This window comes from Kitasatospora arboriphila, assembly GCF_039528095.1.
Classification (GTDB): domain Bacteria; phylum Actinomycetota; class Actinomycetes; order Streptomycetales; family Streptomycetaceae; genus Kitasatospora; species Kitasatospora arboriphila.
This window is the reverse complement of record NZ_BAAALD010000017.1, coordinates 23,770-43,130: the sequence shown is the minus strand read 5'-3', so window position 1 is coordinate 43,130 and position 19,361 is coordinate 23,770. Positions and strand designations below refer to the sequence as shown.

Sequence of the window (19,361 nt, the reverse complement as noted above, 5' to 3'; positions counted from 1 at the left end):
GCGCCCGGTCCGAAGGCGTCACGGTCGTTCGGGGTCAGGACCGTGGCCACGGTGGAGCGGGTCGCGGGATGCGGCTGATGACCGAGCCGATCAGTGTGCCGATGGAGACGCCGAACACCGCGGACACGGCGGTGAGGACGGCCTGCGCGCCGTTGCCGACCTCGATCTGGGCGGTGTTGAGCAGGCCGAACGAGCCGGGCACCACGACCCAGAACGCGGGGAGGTAGAGCACCTGCCAGGACGAGCCGCGACGCAGCCAGTGCGCGACGGTGGCGGCGGTGGCGGCGGTGACCGCGCCGGCCAGACCGCCGATCGCCGGGCCGTTGGTGGTGGTGACCGTGATCTGGACGGCGGCGGTCACCGCGATCACCGCGACGATCCACGGGATCGCGGGCGGCGGGGTGTTGACGTTGATCACGACTCCGGCCACGGCAAGTGCCAAGCCCAGGCAGACGACCCACCAACTCGGCGCGGCGACCAGGGTGTTGGCCAGCACGGAGGTGGGCACGCCAGTGGCGGTGGCGGCCGCCACCACACCGGCGAGGAAGAGTGACAGCTGCACGGAGCCGGACACCAGCCTGGCCGTCCCGGCGCTGGCCGCACCCGCGGCGATCTCCGACAGCCCGGTCACCAGGAGGCCGCCGGGCAGCAGGATCGCCAGGGTGGCGACGATCGTGCGCAGCGGTCCGTCGAGCAGGGAGGCCCGGGCGGCCCCGAGCACCAGGACGGAGACGAGGAAGCCTGCGGTGACCGGCAGCAGCGGCCGCAGCAGCGGCAGTCGGCGGGCGGTCATGGTCAGGCCCACCACGATGAGTGAGCCGAGCGCGGCGGCGAGGACGTTCGCCGCCACCGGCTGCAGGTAGAGGCAGAGCCCGACCCCGACCGGCAGCACCCCGAGATCCGCGACCCAGACCGGCCAGCGGGCCGGGGCCCGGCGGACCGCGTCCAGGTCGCGCAGCGCTTGGTGCCCGTCGAGGCCGCCCGCGCGTAGCCGGTGCACCACGTCGAGGACGTCGGCGGTCTGCTCGAACCGCAGGGCGGGGCCGACGGGCTCGAACACGGCAGGGTCGTCCGCGTGGAGCGCCACGAACAGGCCGGTGGTCAGGGCGGCGACCCGCACATCGGGTGCATCGAGCGTCCGCCCGAGCCCGCGCAGTTCCTCCTCCACGTCGTGGACGGGCAGGCCGCCGCCCAACATGCCTGCACCGAGTTCGAGCAGGAGACGGCGCCGGGGGTCGGCCGGGGCGCCGGGGCCCCGCTCCGAAGGAAACGTGCTGGACATGGCGCGTATGGTCGCATACCTGCCGATTTCCTCGGTACTCGGGCATCGGGCCCGTGTCGGGTGGTGCGCGGGGATCCCGCCGGCACGGCGTGGGCCGCTCGTGCTCCGGCGGCGAGGGCGGTGCTCGGCTCTCCCGCCGTTCGGCCCGCGGCTCTCCGGCCGGTGCGGCTCCGCGTGGGATCAGTGACGGTGGTGGTTGTCGGGCTGCGTCGGGTCGCCGGGATGTTCGAGACCGGGGACGAGGGTGAGGTGGTGAGCGCGGGCGTGGTCGAGCCAGCGGACGAAGGCGAGGCGGCGGGCCGGGGGGAGCGGGTCGGGGGCCGCGTCCGGGCCGGGGACGGTACGGGTGCGGGTCGACACGAGCGCCGCCGTCCAGCCGGCCGCGGTCACCCGGTGGCCGGGCGGGGCGGCACGCAGGGCGGCGGCGAGCGCGACGGGGAGGGTCTCCGGGTCCGCCTCGAAGTCGCCGTCGGGGGTGGCGAGTTCCCACACGGTGGCGAGCACGGGCACGGGCCGGTGGAGGCCGGGCTGCGGTACGGCGACGTCGGCGGTGACGGCGGCGAAGACCGCGCGGACGGCCGCGCAGCCCTCGAACGCCGCGGCGGTGATCGAGCCCAACTCGACGGCGGCACGCTGGTCGAGGCGGACCGGCGGGGCGGCCGCGCAGTCGAGGCCGCGGGCGGCGGCCTCGGCGGCGCAGAGCGCCTCGGTGAGCAGGACCTGGGCGACCCAGCGGGTGAGCTGGCGGTCCTCCGCGCTGCCGGGGGCGGGCAGCGCGGAGGACCTCGGGCCGGCACGGAGCGCGGCCAGCCGTCGGTCCAACTCGGCGCGGGGGAGCGGGTGGCCGTCGAGCAGTCCGAGCAGGGAGGGTCCGGCGGTCACGGCTCGATCACCAGCTCCACCGTCGGCGCGTACTGGCAGCGGCCGAACCACATCACCTTCGCCAGCGCCCAGTAGGCGCCGGGCTCGGCGTCGGCCGGGACGGCGACGTCGAAGGTGACGGTGTGCCGGGCGCCGGCCGGCACGGTGAAGCCGCGGACGGGGTCGGGGAGTGCGTCCCAGCAGCCGAAGGGGGCGACCACCTGCAGCTCGCCGCGGATCTCGCCACGGGTGCGGTTGCCGAGGACGACGCCGAGCGTGCCGCGCCGGCCCGGCGACAGCCGGACCGAGGGGGTGGTGACGGAGACGGACAGGCCGGTGTCGCGTCCGTCGGCGGCCCGGGTGCCCTGGGCGGCCGTCCAGTCCTCGGGTGCCCCGCCGTCGGCGGGCAGCAGCGTAGGCAGGTCGCCGACGGCGACGGTGGCGACGTCCTCGACGAGCTGGCCGCCGTACTCGGTGCGGACGGCGACGAAGTACAGGCCGGGCTCGGTGCCGGCCGGCGGGTCGAGCGTCAGCGGGAAGCGCACGTGCCCGGAGGGGACGAGCCGGTACGGGCGGCGGCGGACGGAGACCTGCCAGCCGTCGGGGGCGAGGACCTCGGCGGCGCCCTCCACCTCGGCGTCCACCAGGTGCGAGGCGAGGACGGCGGACAGCTCGACCGGACCGCCGGCTGTGCGGACCAGGCCGGGGGAGAGACCGACCGACACCGGCAGGTACCCCATCGGTGCGGGGCCCCGGTTGTGCAGCCAGTACCGGGCGTGGACGGGCTGCGCAGCCTCGGCCGTCGGCCCCAGTGCGGCGGTCACCGGACCGGGGGCCGTGGCCTCCGGTACCGCCGTCACCGTGACCACCTCCGCGCCGGCCAGCACCAGATCGGCCGGTGCCGGATCGGCCGGTGTCCCGCCCGGCTGCTCCAGCAGGTCGGCGGCGCGCAGCGCGGAGAGCCGCAGCGAGCCGTCCAGCCGGGCCGTCCGCCCGAGACCGGTGGACTCGATCAGTCGCAGGGTGACCGACGACCCGGGGGAGACGGCCGCCGCGGAACCGTGCGCGATCGGGTTGCCGGTCGGCTTCAGCGCGGACAGCAGCACCTCCCGCTCCGGTTCGACCCGCAGCCAGGAGCAGGTCCGGGGTACTCCGCCTGCCCGGCCGGGCGGGAGCAGCCGGGCGTGCAGCGGGTGGTTGAACTCCTGGCCCTGCGCCGGCAGGTGCCGGGCCCGCCAGTCGCCGTCGCCGCCGGCCAGGGCGTACCGGAACTCGTGGGTCCAGTGCTGGAGTTGGAACGACGCACCGTCCGGCAGCGTGCGCCTCGGCGGGTCGATCCAGACGCCGGACGGCCAGCCGGTGCAGGAGCGCATCAGCGACAGGTGGAGGGCGCCCGACGGGTCGACGGCGAACCCGGGCAGTCCGCGGGTGAGGAGGGCCACGGTGCGGTCGGCGAGCCGTTCACCGTCGGGGAGGCGGCCGGGGCAGACGGCGCGGATCACGGCGTCGGCGAGGTCGGCGGCGAGCGCGGCCGGGTCGGTGGCGATCAGTGCGGGCAGGGCCCCCAGGTCGCGCAGGTCGGCGTTGGGCTGCCAGACCTCGTGCAGCGGCTTGTCGGCGGGCACCCAGACCGCGCCGTGCTCGGCGAGGACGGCCGCGTGCTCGGCGCCGGCCCGTTCGAGCAGCGCCGCCGCAGCCGGATTGGTGCCGGGACCGCCGAGGACGATCCGGACATCGGGCAGGTTGGAGTCCACGTCGAGCCAGCCGTACCGGGCCCGGTCGGCACCTGTGGTGGTCGCGGTCACCCCGACCCGGGCCAGGGCGACCACCAACTCCCGTGCGCCGTGGGCGTCGTCGGCGCTGGGAACGATCACCTCGGCCACGCCGATCGCCCGTTCCCCGAGCGGGGCGCCGTCCGGGCCGGTGAGCGAGACGCGGGCGGTCGATCCCAGGCCGAACCAGGTGTTGGCCGGATTGTCGAGCGTCCAGGGCGCCTCGGCAGCGTCCACGTCGGGCAGCGCGAAGCCCCGCCCGACCACCGCTCCCGCCACCTCGCTCACCGGGAGGCCGCCCGGCAGATCGACCGGGAAGCGCACCCGCAGCAGCCGGTCGGCGCCGGCGAAGTCGGCCAGTACCGTCCGGAAGTCGACGTGGTCCAGACCGTCCCAGAGGGTCACCGTCTGCCGGTAGGCGATGCCGTCGACGGTGCCGTCGACCACCAGCCGTTCGCCCAGCGGGCCGCTCTCGCGCCGCACGGTGGCGGCCCCGGCGGACGAACCGACGACCGGGCCCTTCGGGACCAGGTGCCACGGCCCCTCGCCGAAGTCCGGGTGCTGCGGGTACTCCTCGTACACCCGCAGCTCGTTGCCGACCTCGCCCTCGCGCAGCAACTCCCGCCCGTGCAGCAGGTCGTGGACGGAGCCGAGCGCGCCGCCGCGTGCCGGGTCCGCGGTCACCCGGTAGCGGGCGTTGGCGGCGGTGAGGCCCTCCGCGGCCTGCCACAGGGTGTCGGCTGGGCCGTCGACCAGCGTGTAGGTGCGCCAGCCGAGTGCCGGAACCGCGTCGGCACGCAAGTGCAGCGTGCCCCGGTCCACGGCGCACGGCACCGGCAGGCCGTCCTCATCCAGCACCCGCACGCCGTCGAGGCCGTCCGGCAGCCGGAGCGACACCACGCCGGAGCGCCGGAAGGACAGGGAGTTGGCGACCACCACCGAACGGTCGTCGCCGGTGCCGATCCCGCCGGTCAGCGCTTCGAGCGAGGCGTCCCGGACGGCGGCGGCCAGGTCGTGGGCCTCGCGCCAGCCGCCCAGCAGGTCCAGGTAGACCTGGTCGGACTCGGAGCCGGTGATCGCATCGTGGTGCGCACCGTAGGCGAGGTGGCGCCACACCTTGTCGAGCGCCGCCTCCGGGTACCGGCCGAGACCCTGCACCGCGGCCAGGGTGGCGAACCGCTCCGCGTCCAGCGCCGCCGTCTCGGCCGCCCGCTGGGCCTGCTTGGTGTCGATGTAGGAGACGTCCTTGCCGGTGTACACAGGGTTCATGTCCCGGGTCTGAGGGCTCAACTTGCGCCCCGAAAAATCGAGTTCGGCCCGGACGGCGGTCAGGAAGTCCCGCGGCGTGCCGCAGACGAACCGCGGCCACACGTACTTGGCCGCCCACGACCGGTGGATCTCGGTGACCCACTTGTTCGGCGGGGTGTAGTCGGTGCCGACCGGCAGCAGCAGGTTCCTCGTCGCGCCGACCGGCTTCAGCTTGCGGTACAGCTCGTACACCGCCTGCTCGGCGGCGGCCAGGTCGGGGGAGGAGTCCATCCACCAGCCCGCCGAGTAGTGGTGCGGCATGTAGTGGGTGAGCACCCCGCGCCCGGACGGCGAGATCCACTCGAACTCGCTCGGGAACTGCATCACCGTCGCGTCGTCCTTGGCCTCCCGGAAGTTCCTCTGGATCGGCCCCCACTGGTGGAACGGCCCGCGCGCCCAGGCACTGCCGGTCAGCCCGGCGGCAGCCAGATGGCCCGGGAACTGGGGATCGTGGCCGAAGACGTCCAACTGCCAGGCGGTCCGCGGGTCCCCGCCGAGGATGTCGCGCTGGTAGCCAATGCCGTACAGCAGGTTGCGGACGGTGGTCTCGGCGCCGGTCAGATTGGTGTTCGGCTCGTTGTAGGTGCCGCCCACCAGCTCCACCCGCCCGCTCGCCAGCAGCTCCCGCAGCTGCGCCCGGCGCTCGGGGTGCTGGTCGAAGTACGGCTTGAGGTAGTCGACCTCGGCGAGGACGAACGTGTACACCGGGTCGCGCTGCGCCAGTTCCAGGTGCGCGTCGACCAGTGCGAAGCCGTTGCGCTCCCACAGCGGGCGGGTGGTGGCGTCGCCGGACAGCAGCTCCCAGGGCGAGGTGTACGCGGCCTGGGTGTTCCACCAGACCGGGTCGTAGTGGAAGTGCGAGACCATGAACATCGTCCAGCCGGGCTCGGCGACCTCCAGCTCGCCGGGGGCCTCGCCGTCGCCGGCGGTCACGGTGACCCGGCGGCGCTCGCCGGGGACCGGGTCGTCGACCTCCAGCGGGACCTCGACGGGGCCCGTGCCGGTCGCACTGCCGCGGACGCCCGGGCCGGTCACGTCGATGCGGCACGGCGGGCCGTCCACCGTCATCCGCAGGATCTGGCGCGGCGCGGCCTCGGTGCCCGTGAACAGGTCGGTGGAGGCGACATGGGTGATGCGGACGACCGGCACGGGGTGTCCTTCCTCGGGGCGGACCCTGGTACGAGGTTAGGCCCGGGCGGGCGGAGGGGTGCGGTGGTGCGGGCGCTGCTACGGGCCCCAGGCCTCGAACTCGTAGATGCGGGCGGCCGGATCGGTGGTCCGGGTCGGGCTGGTGATCACCAGCCGGACGTAGCGGGCGCTGAGGGACACCGGGTGGGTGGTGGTGCCGGCGGTGTTGCCGGTGACGGTGACGGCGGTGGTCCACGGGTCGGTGGTGGCGTTACGGACCTGGACGGTGAAGTCGCGGGTGTTCCACGACGGGCTCTCACCGCCCGCCTGGGCGTGCTTGACCACGAAGGAGGTCAGGCTGCGGGCCGAGCCGAGGTCCACCTCCAGCCACTTGCTGCCGGTCAGCGTGCACCACTTGTCGCCGTTGCCGCCGGACACCGAGCCGTTGACGGCCTTCGCCGCGGTCTCGTTGCCGTTGCACTGGCCGGACGCGGTGGTCGGGCGGTTCAGTGCCAGGTTGCTGCTCGCCGCCGCGGACCAGGTGACGGTGGTGCTCGCGGCGGCCGAGCGGCCGTACTCGGTGGAGACCGCCTCGACGTCCAGCACGGTCGACGTCTCGGTGCCTGCCCGGTCGAGCTGCGGGACGAACCAGGCGGTGTTCGGCGTCGCGCCGAGGAAGGTGCGGCTGCCGTCCGGGTTGCGCCGGTACACCTCGTAGTGGTGGACCGCGCCGGTGGCGGAGGGCGTCCAGGCGAGCCGCACGGACTTGCGGGTCGGGCCGACGTCGGTGGAGCCGAGGACGGTGAACCCGCTCGGGGCGGCGGCCGTGTCCACCGTGCCGTCACGGACGGCGAGTTGGCCGACCTTCACGTCGAGGGACGGCGTGCTGCCGGTGGTCCGCAACCCCAGCTGGGCGATGGTGCGTCCGGCGTACGGCGACAGGTCGAGCGTCCGGCGCTCCCAGCCCGCCGTGGTGGTGGAGCCGAGGTCGAGGGTGGTGAAGACGGTCGGCGAGTCCGTGAAGGCGACCGCCGCCCGGAGGTGGGTGGCCCCGGCGGCCGGGGTCTTCAGGACGACGTCGAGGCGGGTGTCCGCGGCCACCGGCAGCCGGGTCTGGTACAGCCGCACCGTGTTGTCGGAGTCGAGGGCGCCGGTGAGGCGAAGCGCGGAGCCGCCCTCGTAGGCGTCGGTGAAGTCGATCGACGGGGTGATCCTGGTGCCGGCGGAGGAGACCAGCCAGCGGTAGGTCGGCGGGACGTCCTGGACGGAGAGGTTGTTCCAGCCGGTGGAGGAGACCCGTACGCCGCCGGAGTTCCAGAAGTCGCCCTGACCGGCGTCGAAGGAGGTGACGAACGGTTTGGCGGTGATCGGCGAGGACTCGGGGACGTAGCCGGCGAGGCCCTTCCAGGACGAGGAGGTCGCGGTGTTCGACGGGTCGCCGTTGGCGCCGTCCCAGTAACGTGCCTCGCGGGCGTAGGAGTCGGCGCGGCCGGTGGCCGAGGTGTGCGTCCACTCCGGGCGGTAGAGGCCCAGCGAGGTGGTGTGCGGCTTGTTCGCGGGGAAGAGCGCGTTCCAGTTCACCGAGGTGTTGTAGCCGTTGGCCTCGGTGTCGATGCCGGAGTACAGCTCGTACTCGCTGCGGCCGAGCGAGCGGGCCAGTGTCCGGGAGGAGTCGAGGCCGGCGGCGGACCAGCCGAAGTTGAGGAACATCGAGTCCGAGGTCTTCTGCCCGGACTCCTGGAGGAACGCGTCGTCGGCGGAGGTGAGGGCGTTCTGCCAGTTCACCGAGCCGGACTCGGTCATCGCGTCGTACCACATGAACTCGACCGGTCCGAGCGAGCGGGCGTAGCGCATCTCGTCGCGCAGCGCGGTGGCGAGCGCCGGATCGCCGCCGTCCGTCTCCTGGTTGACGAACCAGCCGTCGAAGCCGTAGTACTGCGCGGCCTGCACCAGTTTGTCGGCGACGGGGTAGCGGCTGCCGGACTTCCGGGCGAAGTCGCGCACCCACTGGAGCTTTCCGCCGTACGCGGTGGGCGGGAAGAAGACCGTGCCGTACACCTTCACGCCGTTGCGGTGGGCGGCGTCGATCACGGTCGGGTTCGGGGCGAGGATCAGGCCCTCGCCCGCCGAGCCGCCCCAGAACACCAGCGTGTCGACGTACTGCCAGTGGCCGAAGGCGTAGTAGTTCGGGTCGGTGGAGCCCTGCGAGGGGTTGTTCGACGTCGGCCCGAAGGACACCAGCGAGACCACCTTGCCCTCGCCGGGGCGGGCGTTGGCGTTGGCCTTGAGCGCCGGGTCCGACGTGCGGGGGCGGAGCGGGACGGTGGCCCGGTTGAACCGGGCGTCGGGGTCCGTGGCGGGATCCCAGTCGAGGATCGTGTTCGGGTACCAGTAGGAGGCGTACGGCTGGCTTCCGCCGGTGCCGGCCGCGGCCTGCGGGGCGGGGGCGAGAAGAACGGCCGATAACGCGGCGAGGGTGGTGCTCAGCAGCATGGCGAGACGTCGTTTCATCCGGGACTCCGGTCCAGCGGGGGACGGTTGCTGGTGCAGTGGTGGTGCGGATGACGTGGAGCGGCGAGCGTCCCGCAGGCTAAAGAGCTTTAGTTCGCGGTGTCAAGAGGTCGCGCGGGCGGTGGACTCGCGGACGGTCAGCCGGGGCGTCGGGTTCTGGACGTCACGGGCGGCGGACGGATCGGCGATCACGGCCAGCAGTTCCCGGGCGACCTGCTCGCCGAGCGCGAAGGTGTCGCGGGAGAGCGCCGTCAGCGACGGGTGGACGATCCGGGCCAGTGCCGAGTCGTCGAAGGAGACGACCGACAGGTCGTCGGGGACGGCGACGCCCATCTCGGCAGCCACGCGGAGTCCGGCCACGGCCATCACGTCGCTGTCGTAGATGATCGCGGTCGGCCGCTGACGGCGGGCCAGCAGCGCCCGGGTGGCGGCGGCGCCCTCGGCGTCGGAGAAATCGGTCGGCAGCGACACCGCCTCGGTGAGCCCGAGCCGCCGTGCGCAGTCGCGCACCGCCCGGATCCGGCGCCGGGTGTGCTGGAAGGCGGGCAGCCCGGCCAGGTGGGCGATCCGGCGGTGCCCGAGCGCCGCCAGGTAGTCGACGATCGACACCATCGCCTCCCGGTCGTCGGCCCAGACGCTGGGCAACGAGCCGTGCCGGCCCGGCCCGCCCATCACCAGCGCGGGCACCGCCAGCTCCTCCAGCACCGGCACGCGCGGGTCGTGGACCTGCAGGTCGACCACGACGAAGCCGTCCACGCGGTGCTCGGACGCCCAGCGCCGGTACACCTCGATCTCGGCCGCGGTGTCCTCGACGACCAGCAACTGGAGGGCGGTGCCGTCGCCGGACAGCCCGGCCTGCAAGCCGGACAGCAACTGCCCGAAGAAGGGTTCCAGTCCGATGGTCCGCGCCGGGCGGGCCAGCACCAGCCCGACCGCCCGCGCCCGGGCCCCGCCCAGGGCGCGGGCCGCGCTGTGCGGCCGCCAGTTCATGCGCTCGGCGACCTGCAGGATCCGGGTCCTGGTCGCCTCGCTCACCCCCGGCCGGCCGTTCAGCGCGAACGACACCGCGCCGCTGGAGACCCCGGCCTCGCGGGCGATGTCGGCGATCGTCGGTCTGGGCATCGGGCGGGCCCTCCTCGGAGATTTCTGGTGCGCGCTCCCTTGACGGCGAGTGTAGCCAGGGAGATGCTGCCGAAGCGCTAAAGGGCTTTAGTAGAGCTTCAGGGGTTCTGCTCGACGGATCGGGAGACGCCGCATGTTAGGAAGCCACTGGGCACGGCTGGCACTGGCCGCGGTCGCGGCCGCGACACTCGCGGGCTGCGGCCTGAGCGACCCGGACACCGGCCCGGACGGCCCGGCCGTGACCGCCGGCGCCGAGGTCACGGGCAAGGTCTCGATCCAGACCTGGGCCCTCAAACCGAAGTTCACCGACTACATGCAGGGCGTCCTGGACGCCTTCCAGCAGCAGCACCCCGGCGTCCGGGTGGAGTGGCTCGACCAACCCGGCGACGGCTACTCGGACAAGGTGCTCAGCCAGGCCTCCGGCGGCACCCTGCCCGACGTGGTCAACCTCCCGCCCGACTTCGCGCTGCCGCTCGCCGCACGGGGCATGCTGCTCGACGTCGCCGCTGCCGACCCGAAACTGGCCGACGACTACGTCAAGGGCGGCATCGACGCCTACCGCTTCGCCGGCCGGGACGGCGCCTACGGCTACCCCTGGTACCTCAACACCGACGTCAACTACTGGAACTCCGAACTCCTCGCCGAGTACGGGCTGGACGCGAAGAAGCCCCCGGCCACCCTCGACGAACTGATGACCCGGGCCAGGACGGTCAAGGAGAAGTCCGGCGGCTCGACCTACCTGATGAGCCGCAAGCCGGGCCTCGGCGACCTCGCCGACGCCGGCGTGAAGCTCATGGCCGACGACGGCAGGAGCTTCACCTTCAACACCCCCGAGGCCGCCGCCCTGCTCGACAAGTACCGCGACGCCTACAAGGACGGCCTGCTGCCGAAGGACGTGCTCACCGAGACGTACGCCGGCAACGCCAAGCTCTTCAACGCCGGCACCGTCGCCTGGACGACCGGCGGCGGCAACTACATCACCGGCCTCGCCACCGACAACCCCACCCTCGCGCCCAAGGTCGTCCCGTCCCCGGCGATCGGCACCCCGCCGCTGTACGTGCAGGGCCTGTCCGTCGCACGCAGCAGCAAGAACCGGGCCGCCGCCCTGGCACTCGCCCGCTGGGTGACCAACGCGCAGAACCAGGCCGCCTTCGCCCACCTCACCAGCATCTTCCCCTCCACCAAGGCCTCCGCCGACGACCCGTTCTTCAGCAGGAGCGACGGCAGCAACGCCTCCGACGCCAAGGTGATCGCCTTCACCTCGCTGGGGAAGGCCCGGATGCTCCAGCCCGTCCAGGTCAACGACGCGATGAGCACGGTCGTCAACCAGCAGATCGCGCTGGCGATCAGCGGCGAGATCGGCTCCCAGCAAGCCCTGGACACCGCCGTCAGCCGCTGCAACAAGCTGCTCGGCGGCTGAACCGCGCCCCGCGATCGGCGACCGCCCCCACCCGGCCGCCGCCCGAGGGCAACCGCCCGGTCCTGACCGCAGGGACTGCCCGGGTCCGCCCGCCCCTCTCGAGGAAGGCACCCCGATGACCCACCGGCGCTGGTTCACCCCCTGGCTGCTGGCCGGCCCGGCCGTGCTCTGGCTCGCCGTCTTCAACCTGTGGCCGGCCGTCAACACGGTGATCCTCTCGTTCACCGACGCCCGCCCGCTCGGCGGCGGCCGCTTCACCGGCCTCGCCAACTACCAGCGCGCCCTGGAAGACGACCAGTTGGTGGACGCGCTGATCAACAGCATCGTCTACCTGCTGATCTGCCTCCCGCTGCTCACCCTGCTGCCGCTGCTGCTCGCCCTGCTGGTGGAGCGGAGGCTCCCCGGCATCACCTTCTTCCGCACCGCCTTCTACACCCCGGTCATCGCCTCCGCCGTGGTGGTCGCGCTGATCTGGGGATGGGTGCTGGACGACCGCGGCCTGCTCAACGGCCTGCTCGGCCAACTCGGCCTGGCCGCGCGGCCGGTCTCCTTCCTCACCGACCGCTGGCTGCTGCTCTTCAGCGCGATCGGCCTGACGGTGTGGAAGGGGCTCGGCTACTACATGGTGATCTACCTGTCGGCGCTCGGGAACGTCGGCCGCGAACTCCACGAGGCCGCCGCCGTCGACGGAGCGTCGGCCGCCCGGCGCTTCTGGCACGTCACCCTCCCCGGGGTGCGCCCCACCATGCTGCTGGTCTCGGTGCTCATCTCGGTCTCCGCCCTGCGGGTCTTCTCCGAGCTGTACGTGCTCTCCCACGGCACCGGCGGCCCGGGCGGCCGCGACATGTCGGTGGTGATGCTCATCCAGTTGTACAGCCGCGGCTTCACCGGGCACATCGGCTACGCCTCGGCGCTCAGCCTGCTGCTGTTCGCGATCACCGTCGGACCGATGCTGCTGCTCGCCCGGCTCGGCAGGAAGGCGGCCTGACCGATGGCCCGAGGATTCAGCACCCCGTCTCCGGCCGAGAAGGCCGCCCGCTACCTGCTGCTGGCGCTCGTCCTGCTGCTCACCGTCGGCCCGTTCCTGTGGCAGCTGTCCACCTCGCTCAAGGGGCCGGGCGAGGACATCTGGTCCCGCACCCCCGGCTTCCTGCCGCAGGAGCCGACCCTCGCCAACTACGCCGAGGTCGCGGACACCGTCCCGGTCTGGACGTACGCCGCCAACTCCCTGGTGGTGGCGGCGATCGCGGTGATCGGCAACGCGGCCGGCGCGACCCTGGCGGGCTTCGCGCTGGCCCGGCTGCGCTTCCGCGGCGCGCGCCTGGTCCTCGGCCTGTTCCTGGCCACCCTCGTCCTGCCGGGCGAGGTCACCATCGTCTCCCAGTACGTCACGGTGCGCAGCCTCGGCCTGACCGACACCCTGGCCGGGGTGGCCCTGCCCGGCGCGATCGCGATGCTGAACGTGCTGCTGATGCGCACCGCCTTCCGGGCCGTCCCGCCCGACCTGGACGCCGCCGCCCTGGTCGACGGCGCCAACGTGTGGCAGCGGCTGGTCCACGTCGGCCTGCCGAACGTGCGCGGCATGCTCAGCGTGGTCGTCATCTTCACCTTCATCGGCGCCTGGGACGACTTCCTGTGGCCGCTGATCGTCCTCAACGACCCGGGCAAGTACACGCTCACCGTCGGCCTGCAGTACCTGAACGGCACCTTCAGCGCCAACCCCCGGCTGATCGCCGCCGGCACGATGATCGCCTTCCTGCCGATCGTCGTCGTCTTCGCCTCGTTGCAGCGGTTCTTCTTCCGGGGCGTCGAGGAAGGGGCCGTCAAGGGATGACCGCGACTCACGAAGGAACCCGCCGCCGCATGACCGAGACCGTCCGGCCCCCGCGCTTCGGCGTCAACTACACGCCCAGCCGGGGCTGGTTCCACCACTGGCTGGACTTCGAGCCGGACGAGGTGCGCGCCGACCTGGACTCGATCGCCGCACTCGGCCTGGACCACCTGCGGGTCTTCCCGCTGTGGCCGCTCTTCCAGCCCAACCGCACGCTGATCCGCCCCCGGGCCGTCGAGCAGCTGGTCGCCCTCGCCGACGCCGCCGCCGAACGCGGCCTGGACGTGGCCGTCGACGGCCTCCAGGGGCACCTGTCCAGCTTCGACTTCCTGCCCGCCTGGACGACCACCTGGCACCGCCGGAACCTCTTCACCGACCCCGAGGTGATCGACGGCCAGCGCGCCTACCTGCGCACGCTCGCCGCCGCCCTCGCCGACCGGCCCAACTTCATCGGCATGACCGTCGGCAACGAGATCGACCAGTTCTCCGGCCACCCGCACCCCGACCCGGACCGGATCACCCCGGCCCAGGCCGAGGCGTGGCTGCACCGGATGCTCACCGCCTGCGAGGAGGGCGCACCCGGCCGCCTCCACCTGCACGCCGCGTACGACGCCGCCTGGTACCGGGACGGCCACCCGTTCACCCCCGCGCACGCCGCCCGGATCGGCACGGCCACCGCCGTCCACTCCTGGGTGTTCAACGGCACCGCACAGCGGCACGGCCCCGAGGCCGCCGCCACCGGGCAGCACGCCGCCTACCTGATCGAACTGTCCAAGGCCTGGGCGGACGACCCGCACCGCCCGGTCTGGCTCCAGGAGGTCGGCGCGCCCGCCCCGCACATCCCGGCCGGGCGGGCCGCGGCGTTCGCCCGGACGACCGTCGCCAACGCCCTGGACTGCCCGGACCTGTGGGGCATCACCTGGTGGTGCTCGCACGACGTCGACCGCGCCCTCGCCGACTTCCCCGAACTCGAGTACGGCCTCGGCCTGCTGACCAACGCGCGGGAGACCAAGCCGGCGGGCGCGGCGGTCGCCGCCCTGGCGGCGGAGGTCCGCGCAGAGTGGACCCCGCCGCCGGTGCGGACCACCGGACTCGTCCTCGACCTGCCGGACGACGCCCCGGACCGCTCGGTCTGCGCGCCCGGCGGGTCCTACTTCGAGGCGTTCATGCGGATGGCGGCCACCGGCGCCCGGCCGGCCGCCGTCCTCGCCGGACGCGCCACGGACGCGGCCCACCTCGCCGCCCGGGGCATCACCGAACTCGTCACCGTCGACCAGCTCCGTTAGGCCCTCTCGAACCGTCCGCCACCCCTGGGAGCAGCCCGCATGCACGATGACCGCAACCTCGTCGAGTCCCGGCTCAAGCGCGTCCTGGAGGAGCGCATCCGGCCGGCCGTGTACCCCGAGTCGGTCCCGCTGGAGGTGTCGATCTGGACGGCTCCCGACGAGCCGGTGCCCGTCGCGGAGGGCCTGGCCGCGCCGCGCACCCCGATCGCGGCCGGTGCGCAGTGGGGCGCGCCCTGGGGGACGAGCTGGCTGACCGTCTCCGGCACCGTCCCCGACGCCTGGGCGGGCCGGACGGTCGAGGCGCTGATCGACCTCGGGTTCGACGCCAACATGCCGGGCTTCCAGTGCGAGGGCCTGGTCTACCGGCCCGACGGCACCCCGGTGAAGGGCCTCAACCCGCGCAACCAGTGGGTGCGGATCGTCGCGCCCGCGGTGGGCGGGGAGGAGGTGCTGCTGCACGTCGAGGCCGCCTCCAACCCGGTGATCCTCGACTACCACCCCTTCCTGCCCACCGGGCTCGGCGACAAGGAGACCGCCGGGGACCGCCCGCAGTACCGGCTGGAGCGGATCGACCTCGCGGTCTTCGACGAGACGGTGTGGCAACTGGTCGTCGACCTGGAGGTGCTCGGCGAACTGATGGCGGAACTCCCGGTCGAGGGCGCCCGCCGCTGGGAGATCCTCCGCGCGGTCGAACGGGCGCTCGACGTGGTCGACCTGCAGGACGTCAACGGCACCGCGGCCGCCGCCCGGCGCGAGCTGGAGGCGGTGCTCGCCTCGCCCGCCGAGCCGTCCGCGCACCTGATCAGCGCCGTCGGCCACGCCCACATCGACTCCGCCTGGCTGTGGCCGCTGCGCGAGACCGTCCGCAAGGTCGCCCGGACCACCGCCAACATGACCGCGCTGCTGGAGGACGAGCCCGACTTCGTCTTCACCATGTCCCAGGCCCAGCAGTACGCCTGGATCAAGGAGCACCGGCCCGAGGTCTACGCCCGGGTCAAGAAGGCGGTCGCGGAGGGGCGGTTCGTCCCGGCCGGCGGCATGTGGGTGGAGTCCGACACCAACATGCCCGGATCCGAGGCGATGGCCCGTCAGTTCGTCCACGGCAAGCGCTTCTTCCTGGAGGAGTTCGGCATCGAGAACGAGGAGGCCTGGCTGCCCGACACCTTCGGCTTCGCCGGCGGGCTGCCGCAGATCATCAAGGCGGCCGGGTCCACACGGCTGCTGACCCAGAAGATCTCGTGGAGCCAGGTCAACACCTTCCCGCACCACACCTTCCTCTGGGAGGGCATCGACGGCACCCGGATCTTCACCCACTTCCCGCCCGTCGACACCTACAACTGCTCCATGCAGGGCAAGGAGATCGCCCACGCCGCCCGCAACTTCAAGGACAAGGGCCGGGCCCGGTGCTCCCTCGCCCCGACCGGCTGGGGCGACGGCGGCGGCGGAACCACCCGCGAGATGGTCGCCAAGGCGGCACGCCTGCGGAACCTGGAGGGATCGGCCCGGGTGCGGTGGGAGCGGCCCGCCGAGTTCTTCGCGAAGGCGGAGCGCGAATACCCCGACCCGCCCGTGTGGACGGGCGAGCTCTACCTCGAACTGCACCGCGCCACGCTCACCAGCCAGGCCAGGACCAAGCAGGGCAACCGGGCGAGCGAGAACCTGCTGCGCGAGGCCGAACTGTGGTGCGCCACCGCGGCGGTACGGGCCCGGCTCCCGTACCCGTACGAGGAACTGGACCGGATCTGGAAGACCGTGCTGCTGCACCAGTTCCACGACATCCTGCCCGGCTCCTCGATCGCCTGGGTGCACCGGGAGGCCGAACGGACGTACGCCGCAGTGGCGGAGGAACTGGCCGCGATCACCGCCCGGGCGCAGCGGGCGCTGGCCGGCGAGGGGGACGGCACCGTCGTCTTCAACGCCGCCCCGCACGAACGCGGGGGAGTGCCGGCCGGCGGCGCCCGGCCCGCCCCCCCCGCCGCCGGCGGCTGTACGGTCGAAGCCCGGCCGGACGGCGGCCACCTGCTGGACAACGGTCTGCTGCAGGTCGCCGTCGACGCGCGCGGGCTGGTGGTGTCGGTGCTGGACTCCGCCTCCGGCCGGGAGGCCCTCGCCCCCGGTGCGGCCGCCAACCTGCTGCAGATCCACCCGGACTTCCCCACCATGTGGGACGCCTGGGACGTCGACTCCTTCTACCGCAACACCGTCACCGACCTGACCGCCCTGGACTCGCTGGAGGTCTCCGCCTCCGGGCCCGAGGCCGTCGCCGTCCGGGCGACCCGTACCTTCGGGTCCTCCCGGGCCGTCCAGACCGTCACCCTCACCGCCGGGTCCGGGCGGCTCGACCTCGACACCGAGGTCGACTGGCACGAGACCGAGAAGTTCCTCAAGGCCGCCTTCCCGCTCGACGTGCGCACCGACCGGTACGCCGCCGAGACCCAGTTCGGCCACCTGTACCGGCCGACCCACACCAACACCAGCTGGGAGACGGCCAAGTTCGAGGCCTGCAACCACCGTTTCGTCCACCTGGAGGAGCCCGGCTGGGGCGTCGCCCTGGTCACCGCCTCCACCTACGGCCACGACGTGACCCGCACGGTACGCCCGGAGGACGGCGGTACCACGACCACCGTCCGGGTCTCCCTGCTGCGCGCCCCGCGCTTCCCCGACCCGCACACCGACCAGGGGCTGCACCGCTTCCGGCACGCGCTCGTCCCCGGTGCGGACGTCGGCGCGGCGGTCCGTGAGGGTTACCGGATCGGCCTGCCGGAACGGCGGGTTCCCGGGGCCGCGGAGGTCGCTCCGCTGATCACGCTCGACGACGACGCCGTGGTCGTCAGTGCCGTGAAGCTCGCCGACGACCGCAGCGGCGACGTCGTCGTCCGGCTGTACGAGTCCTGCGGCGGCCGGGCCCGCGTCCGCGTCGCGCCGGGCTTCGAGTACGCCCGGGTGGACCGCTGCGACCTCCTGGAACGCCCGACGGGCGAGGGCGCGACAGAACTACGGCTCCGACCCTTCGAGTTGGTCACCCTGCGGTTCGCGGTCGAGGGCAGCGGGGGTGAACCGGGCTGACGGGGCCCGGCGTTCCGCCGGCCGCGGCCGGGACATCCGCGCGATCGGATCACGGGATCGACGGTTTGCAGGATGCCCGGGCCGACGGCGGAACCGATCCGACGCAGCGTCGACCATGGGGGAAACAGCCATGATCCTTCGAAAGATCGCCTCGGGCGCAACCGCCCTCGGCCTGGCCGCCGCCGGCCTCGCCCTGAGCGCGCCGGACGCCTCCGCGGGCGCCTACGGCTGCGCCGGCGGCGAAATCGACACCTCCCCGGTGAAGGCCGGCTCGACCACGTTCGGCACCATCCACCCGTACTACGACCCGTCGACCGGCGACAACTGCGCCGTCAACGTCGCCACTTCCGCCGGCGGGTACGGCGTCGACAAGTACACGGCGATGACGACCATCCGGTGCAAGCAGACCCCGCCCACCGGCACCTGCAGCATCGACGACGTCAGGGTCGGCGCCAAGGAATACAAGTACTACGCCGGGGCCGGTGAAGCTGCAGGCCGCCGACCACTGCATCAACGTCGTGGGCCGTGTCGACTACAACGGCAGCTACGCCAGCGGCGGCAGCGTCGGGGGCGTCCACTGCGGCTGACCGCTGACCGACCCGCTCCGCCGCTCGCTCAGACATACCGGCCGAGGCGGTGTTTCCCGATTCAGAACCCGAGGGAAGTCGGTCTGCTCGGGTCCGGGCCGGGAACGTCAGCGGCGGAGCGATCGGCGGGCCAGGTCCAGCGTGACGTCGATCTCGTTGTCCCAGGAGCAGACCTCCAGCCACGACAGGCGGCCGGACGTGGCGAAGAGGAGGACTTCTCCGGGGCAGCTGCCGTCCTCGGTGTGGATGAGCGCCTCGGCGGCCACTCCCGTGCCGGGCTCGGTGGGCGCCGGCCGGACCGCGGCCTCGTCGAGGTCGAAGTAGGCGGTGCCGCAGCCGCATGTGCAGCGGCCGGAGACGCTCAGGTGCGGGATCTGCCGGCGGAGTGCGACGTGGACCGGATCGTCGGCGCCGAGAAGGAGGTCGAGGACCTCGGCCACATCGGCGGGAAGGGCGTCGGGCATGTCCTGCACCGTATCCGACCTGCGGCATCGTGCTGAAGTGATATTCCGGCAGGCCATGTTCCTGCCCTCCGAGGGGGGCAAGCGCGTGGATCTCACTGAGGTCCCGCAGTACACCGCCGAGACCGCGAAGGCCGTCGGCCCCGTCGACGCCTCGCTGGGCATGTTCCTGTACGCCTTCGCGCGCGTCCCGGTGATCACCATCGCCAAGGTGCGCGGCAGGGCCCGCGGCGGCGGCGACGGACTCGCCCTGGCCTGTGACATGATCTTCGCCTCGCGCGAGAACGCGGTCTTCGGCCAGTTCGAGACCGGCACGGGCGCCCTGCCCGGCGCCGGCGGCCTCCAGCACCTGACCAGGAGGCTCGGGCGGGCACGGGCCATCGAAGCCGTCGTCGGCGCCGAGGACTTCGCCGCCGACCTCGCCGAACGCTACGGCTGGATCAACCGCGCCCTGCCCGACGCCGAACTGGACGAATTCGTCGAGCGCCTGGCCGAGCGCATCGCCGGCTTCCCGCCCGAGGGAGTCAAGGCCGCCAAGCGGGCCGTCAACGACCTCACGCTCCCGGACCGGGCGAACGTGCGCTCCGACGCCGCAACGTTCCAGGACCTGATCGCCCGGCCCGAAACCCGCGAGCGCCTCGACCACCTGGCACGCCGCGCCTCCAGACACCCGGCGAGCTCGAACGCGGCCTCGGCACGGCCGTGGCCGACTTCCACCGCTGAGCC

11 protein-coding genes and 1 pseudogene are annotated in these 19,361 nt (G+C 73.2%); 6 read left to right on the top strand and 6 right to left on the bottom strand.

From position 1 onward, the window contains the following. Positions 1 to 34 precede the first annotated feature (34 nt). The 5 genes from ABD353_RS11915 to ABD353_RS11895 form a co-directional block, all read right to left on the bottom strand. Positions 35 to 1,282, bottom strand: a complete 1,248-nt coding sequence (locus tag ABD353_RS11915; protein ID WP_344623500.1) for a threonine/serine exporter family protein — start codon at positions 1,280 to 1,282, stop codon at positions 35 to 37. Positions 1,283 to 1,462: 180 nt separating this feature from the next. Then, positions 1,463 to 2,164, bottom strand: a complete 702-nt coding sequence (locus ABD353_RS11910; RefSeq protein WP_344623499.1) for a DUF7158 domain-containing protein — start codon at positions 2,162 to 2,164, stop codon at positions 1,463 to 1,465. Continuing rightward, on the bottom strand, positions 2,161 to 6,372 hold the full coding sequence (locus tag ABD353_RS11905; protein WP_344623498.1) for a glycoside hydrolase family 38 N-terminal domain-containing protein: 4,212 nt from the start codon (positions 6,370 to 6,372) through the stop codon (positions 2,161 to 2,163). The genes ABD353_RS11910 and ABD353_RS11905 overlap by 4 nt, the downstream gene beginning before the upstream one ends. Positions 6,373 to 6,450: 78 nt before the next feature. Continuing rightward, positions 6,451 to 8,862 carry an endo-beta-N-acetylglucosaminidase gene (locus ABD353_RS11900; protein WP_344623497.1) on the bottom strand — a complete coding sequence of 804 codons (2,412 nt, stop codon included), beginning with the start codon at positions 8,860 to 8,862 and terminating at the stop codon, positions 6,451 to 6,453. 102 nt (positions 8,863 to 8,964) lie between these two features. Beyond that, positions 8,965 to 9,984, bottom strand: coding sequence for a LacI family DNA-binding transcriptional regulator (locus tag ABD353_RS11895; RefSeq protein ID WP_344623496.1), 1,020 nt, complete (start codon positions 9,982 to 9,984; stop codon positions 8,965 to 8,967). Between the two features lie 133 nt (positions 9,985 to 10,117). Here ABD353_RS11895 and ABD353_RS11890 point away from each other — a divergent pair, with 133 nt between their 5' ends. The 5 genes from ABD353_RS11890 (at position 10,118) to ABD353_RS11870 (ending at position 17,587) form a co-directional block, all read left to right on the top strand. Continuing rightward, complete coding sequence (locus tag ABD353_RS11890) at positions 10,118 to 11,404, top strand: ABC transporter substrate-binding protein (protein WP_344623495.1); 1,287 nt, start codon at positions 10,118 to 10,120, stop codon at positions 11,402 to 11,404. A 115-nt stretch (positions 11,405 to 11,519) separates the two neighbouring features. After that, the gene (locus ABD353_RS11885) at positions 11,520 to 12,392 is read left to right on the top strand and encodes a carbohydrate ABC transporter permease (protein ID WP_344623494.1); all 873 of its coding nucleotides are present in this window, start codon (positions 11,520 to 11,522) and stop codon (positions 12,390 to 12,392) included. Between the two features lie 3 nt (positions 12,393 to 12,395). Next, a complete protein-coding gene (locus ABD353_RS11880) occupies positions 12,396 to 13,238 on the top strand; it encodes a carbohydrate ABC transporter permease (protein WP_344623493.1) in 843 nt (280 codons plus the stop codon). Between the two features lie 29 nt (positions 13,239 to 13,267). Next, a complete protein-coding gene (locus ABD353_RS11875) occupies positions 13,268 to 14,521 on the top strand; it encodes a glycoside hydrolase 5 family protein (protein WP_344623492.1) in 1,254 nt (417 codons plus the stop codon). Positions 14,522 to 14,560: 39 nt separating this feature from the next. Continuing rightward, positions 14,561 to 17,587 (top strand): alpha-mannosidase, encoded by a 3,027-nt coding sequence (locus tag ABD353_RS11870; protein WP_344623491.1) that lies wholly within the window; start codon positions 14,561 to 14,563, stop codon positions 17,585 to 17,587. A gap of 694 nt (positions 17,588 to 18,281) precedes the next feature. On the opposite strand, the gene ABD353_RS11865 is transcribed toward ABD353_RS11870, so the two are convergent. Then, complete coding sequence (locus tag ABD353_RS11865) at positions 18,282 to 18,638, bottom strand: hypothetical protein (RefSeq protein ID WP_344623490.1); 357 nt, start codon at positions 18,636 to 18,638, stop codon at positions 18,282 to 18,284. Here ABD353_RS11865 and ABD353_RS11860 point away from each other — a divergent pair. Then, positions 18,637 to 19,260: pseudogene (locus tag ABD353_RS11860) on the top strand (enoyl-CoA hydratase/isomerase family protein); the annotation flags it as partial. The gene ABD353_RS11865 and the pseudogene ABD353_RS11860 sit on opposite strands and share 2 nt — an antisense overlap. Positions 19,261 to 19,361: the final 101 nt, after the last annotated feature.

What these genes read in the sequence shown, in the direction of transcription:
- ABD353_RS11915 (WP_344623500.1), bottom strand. Translation starts at nt 1,282, where the DNA reads ATGTCCAGCACGTTTCCTTCGGAGCGGGGCCCCGGCGCCCCGGCCGAC.
- ABD353_RS11895 (WP_344623496.1), bottom strand. Translation starts at nt 9,984, where the DNA reads ATGCCCAGACCGACGATCGCCGACATCGCCCGCGAGGCCGGGGTCTCC.
- ABD353_RS11875 (WP_344623492.1), top strand. Translation starts at nt 13,268, where the DNA reads ATGACCGAGACCGTCCGGCCCCCGCGCTTCGGCGTCAACTACACGCCC.
- ABD353_RS11900 (WP_344623497.1), bottom strand. Translation starts at nt 8,862, where the DNA reads ATGAAACGACGTCTCGCCATGCTGCTGAGCACCACCCTCGCCGCGTTA.
- ABD353_RS11870 (WP_344623491.1), top strand. Translation starts at nt 14,561, where the DNA reads ATGCACGATGACCGCAACCTCGTCGAGTCCCGGCTCAAGCGCGTCCTG.
- ABD353_RS11885 (WP_344623494.1), top strand. Translation starts at nt 11,520, where the DNA reads ATGACCCACCGGCGCTGGTTCACCCCCTGGCTGCTGGCCGGCCCGGCC.
- ABD353_RS11890 (WP_344623495.1), top strand. Translation starts at nt 10,118, where the DNA reads ATGTTAGGAAGCCACTGGGCACGGCTGGCACTGGCCGCGGTCGCGGCC.
- ABD353_RS11880 (WP_344623493.1), top strand. Translation starts at nt 12,396, where the DNA reads ATGGCCCGAGGATTCAGCACCCCGTCTCCGGCCGAGAAGGCCGCCCGC.
- ABD353_RS11865 (WP_344623490.1), bottom strand. Translation starts at nt 18,638, where the DNA reads ATGCCCGACGCCCTTCCCGCCGATGTGGCCGAGGTCCTCGACCTCCTT.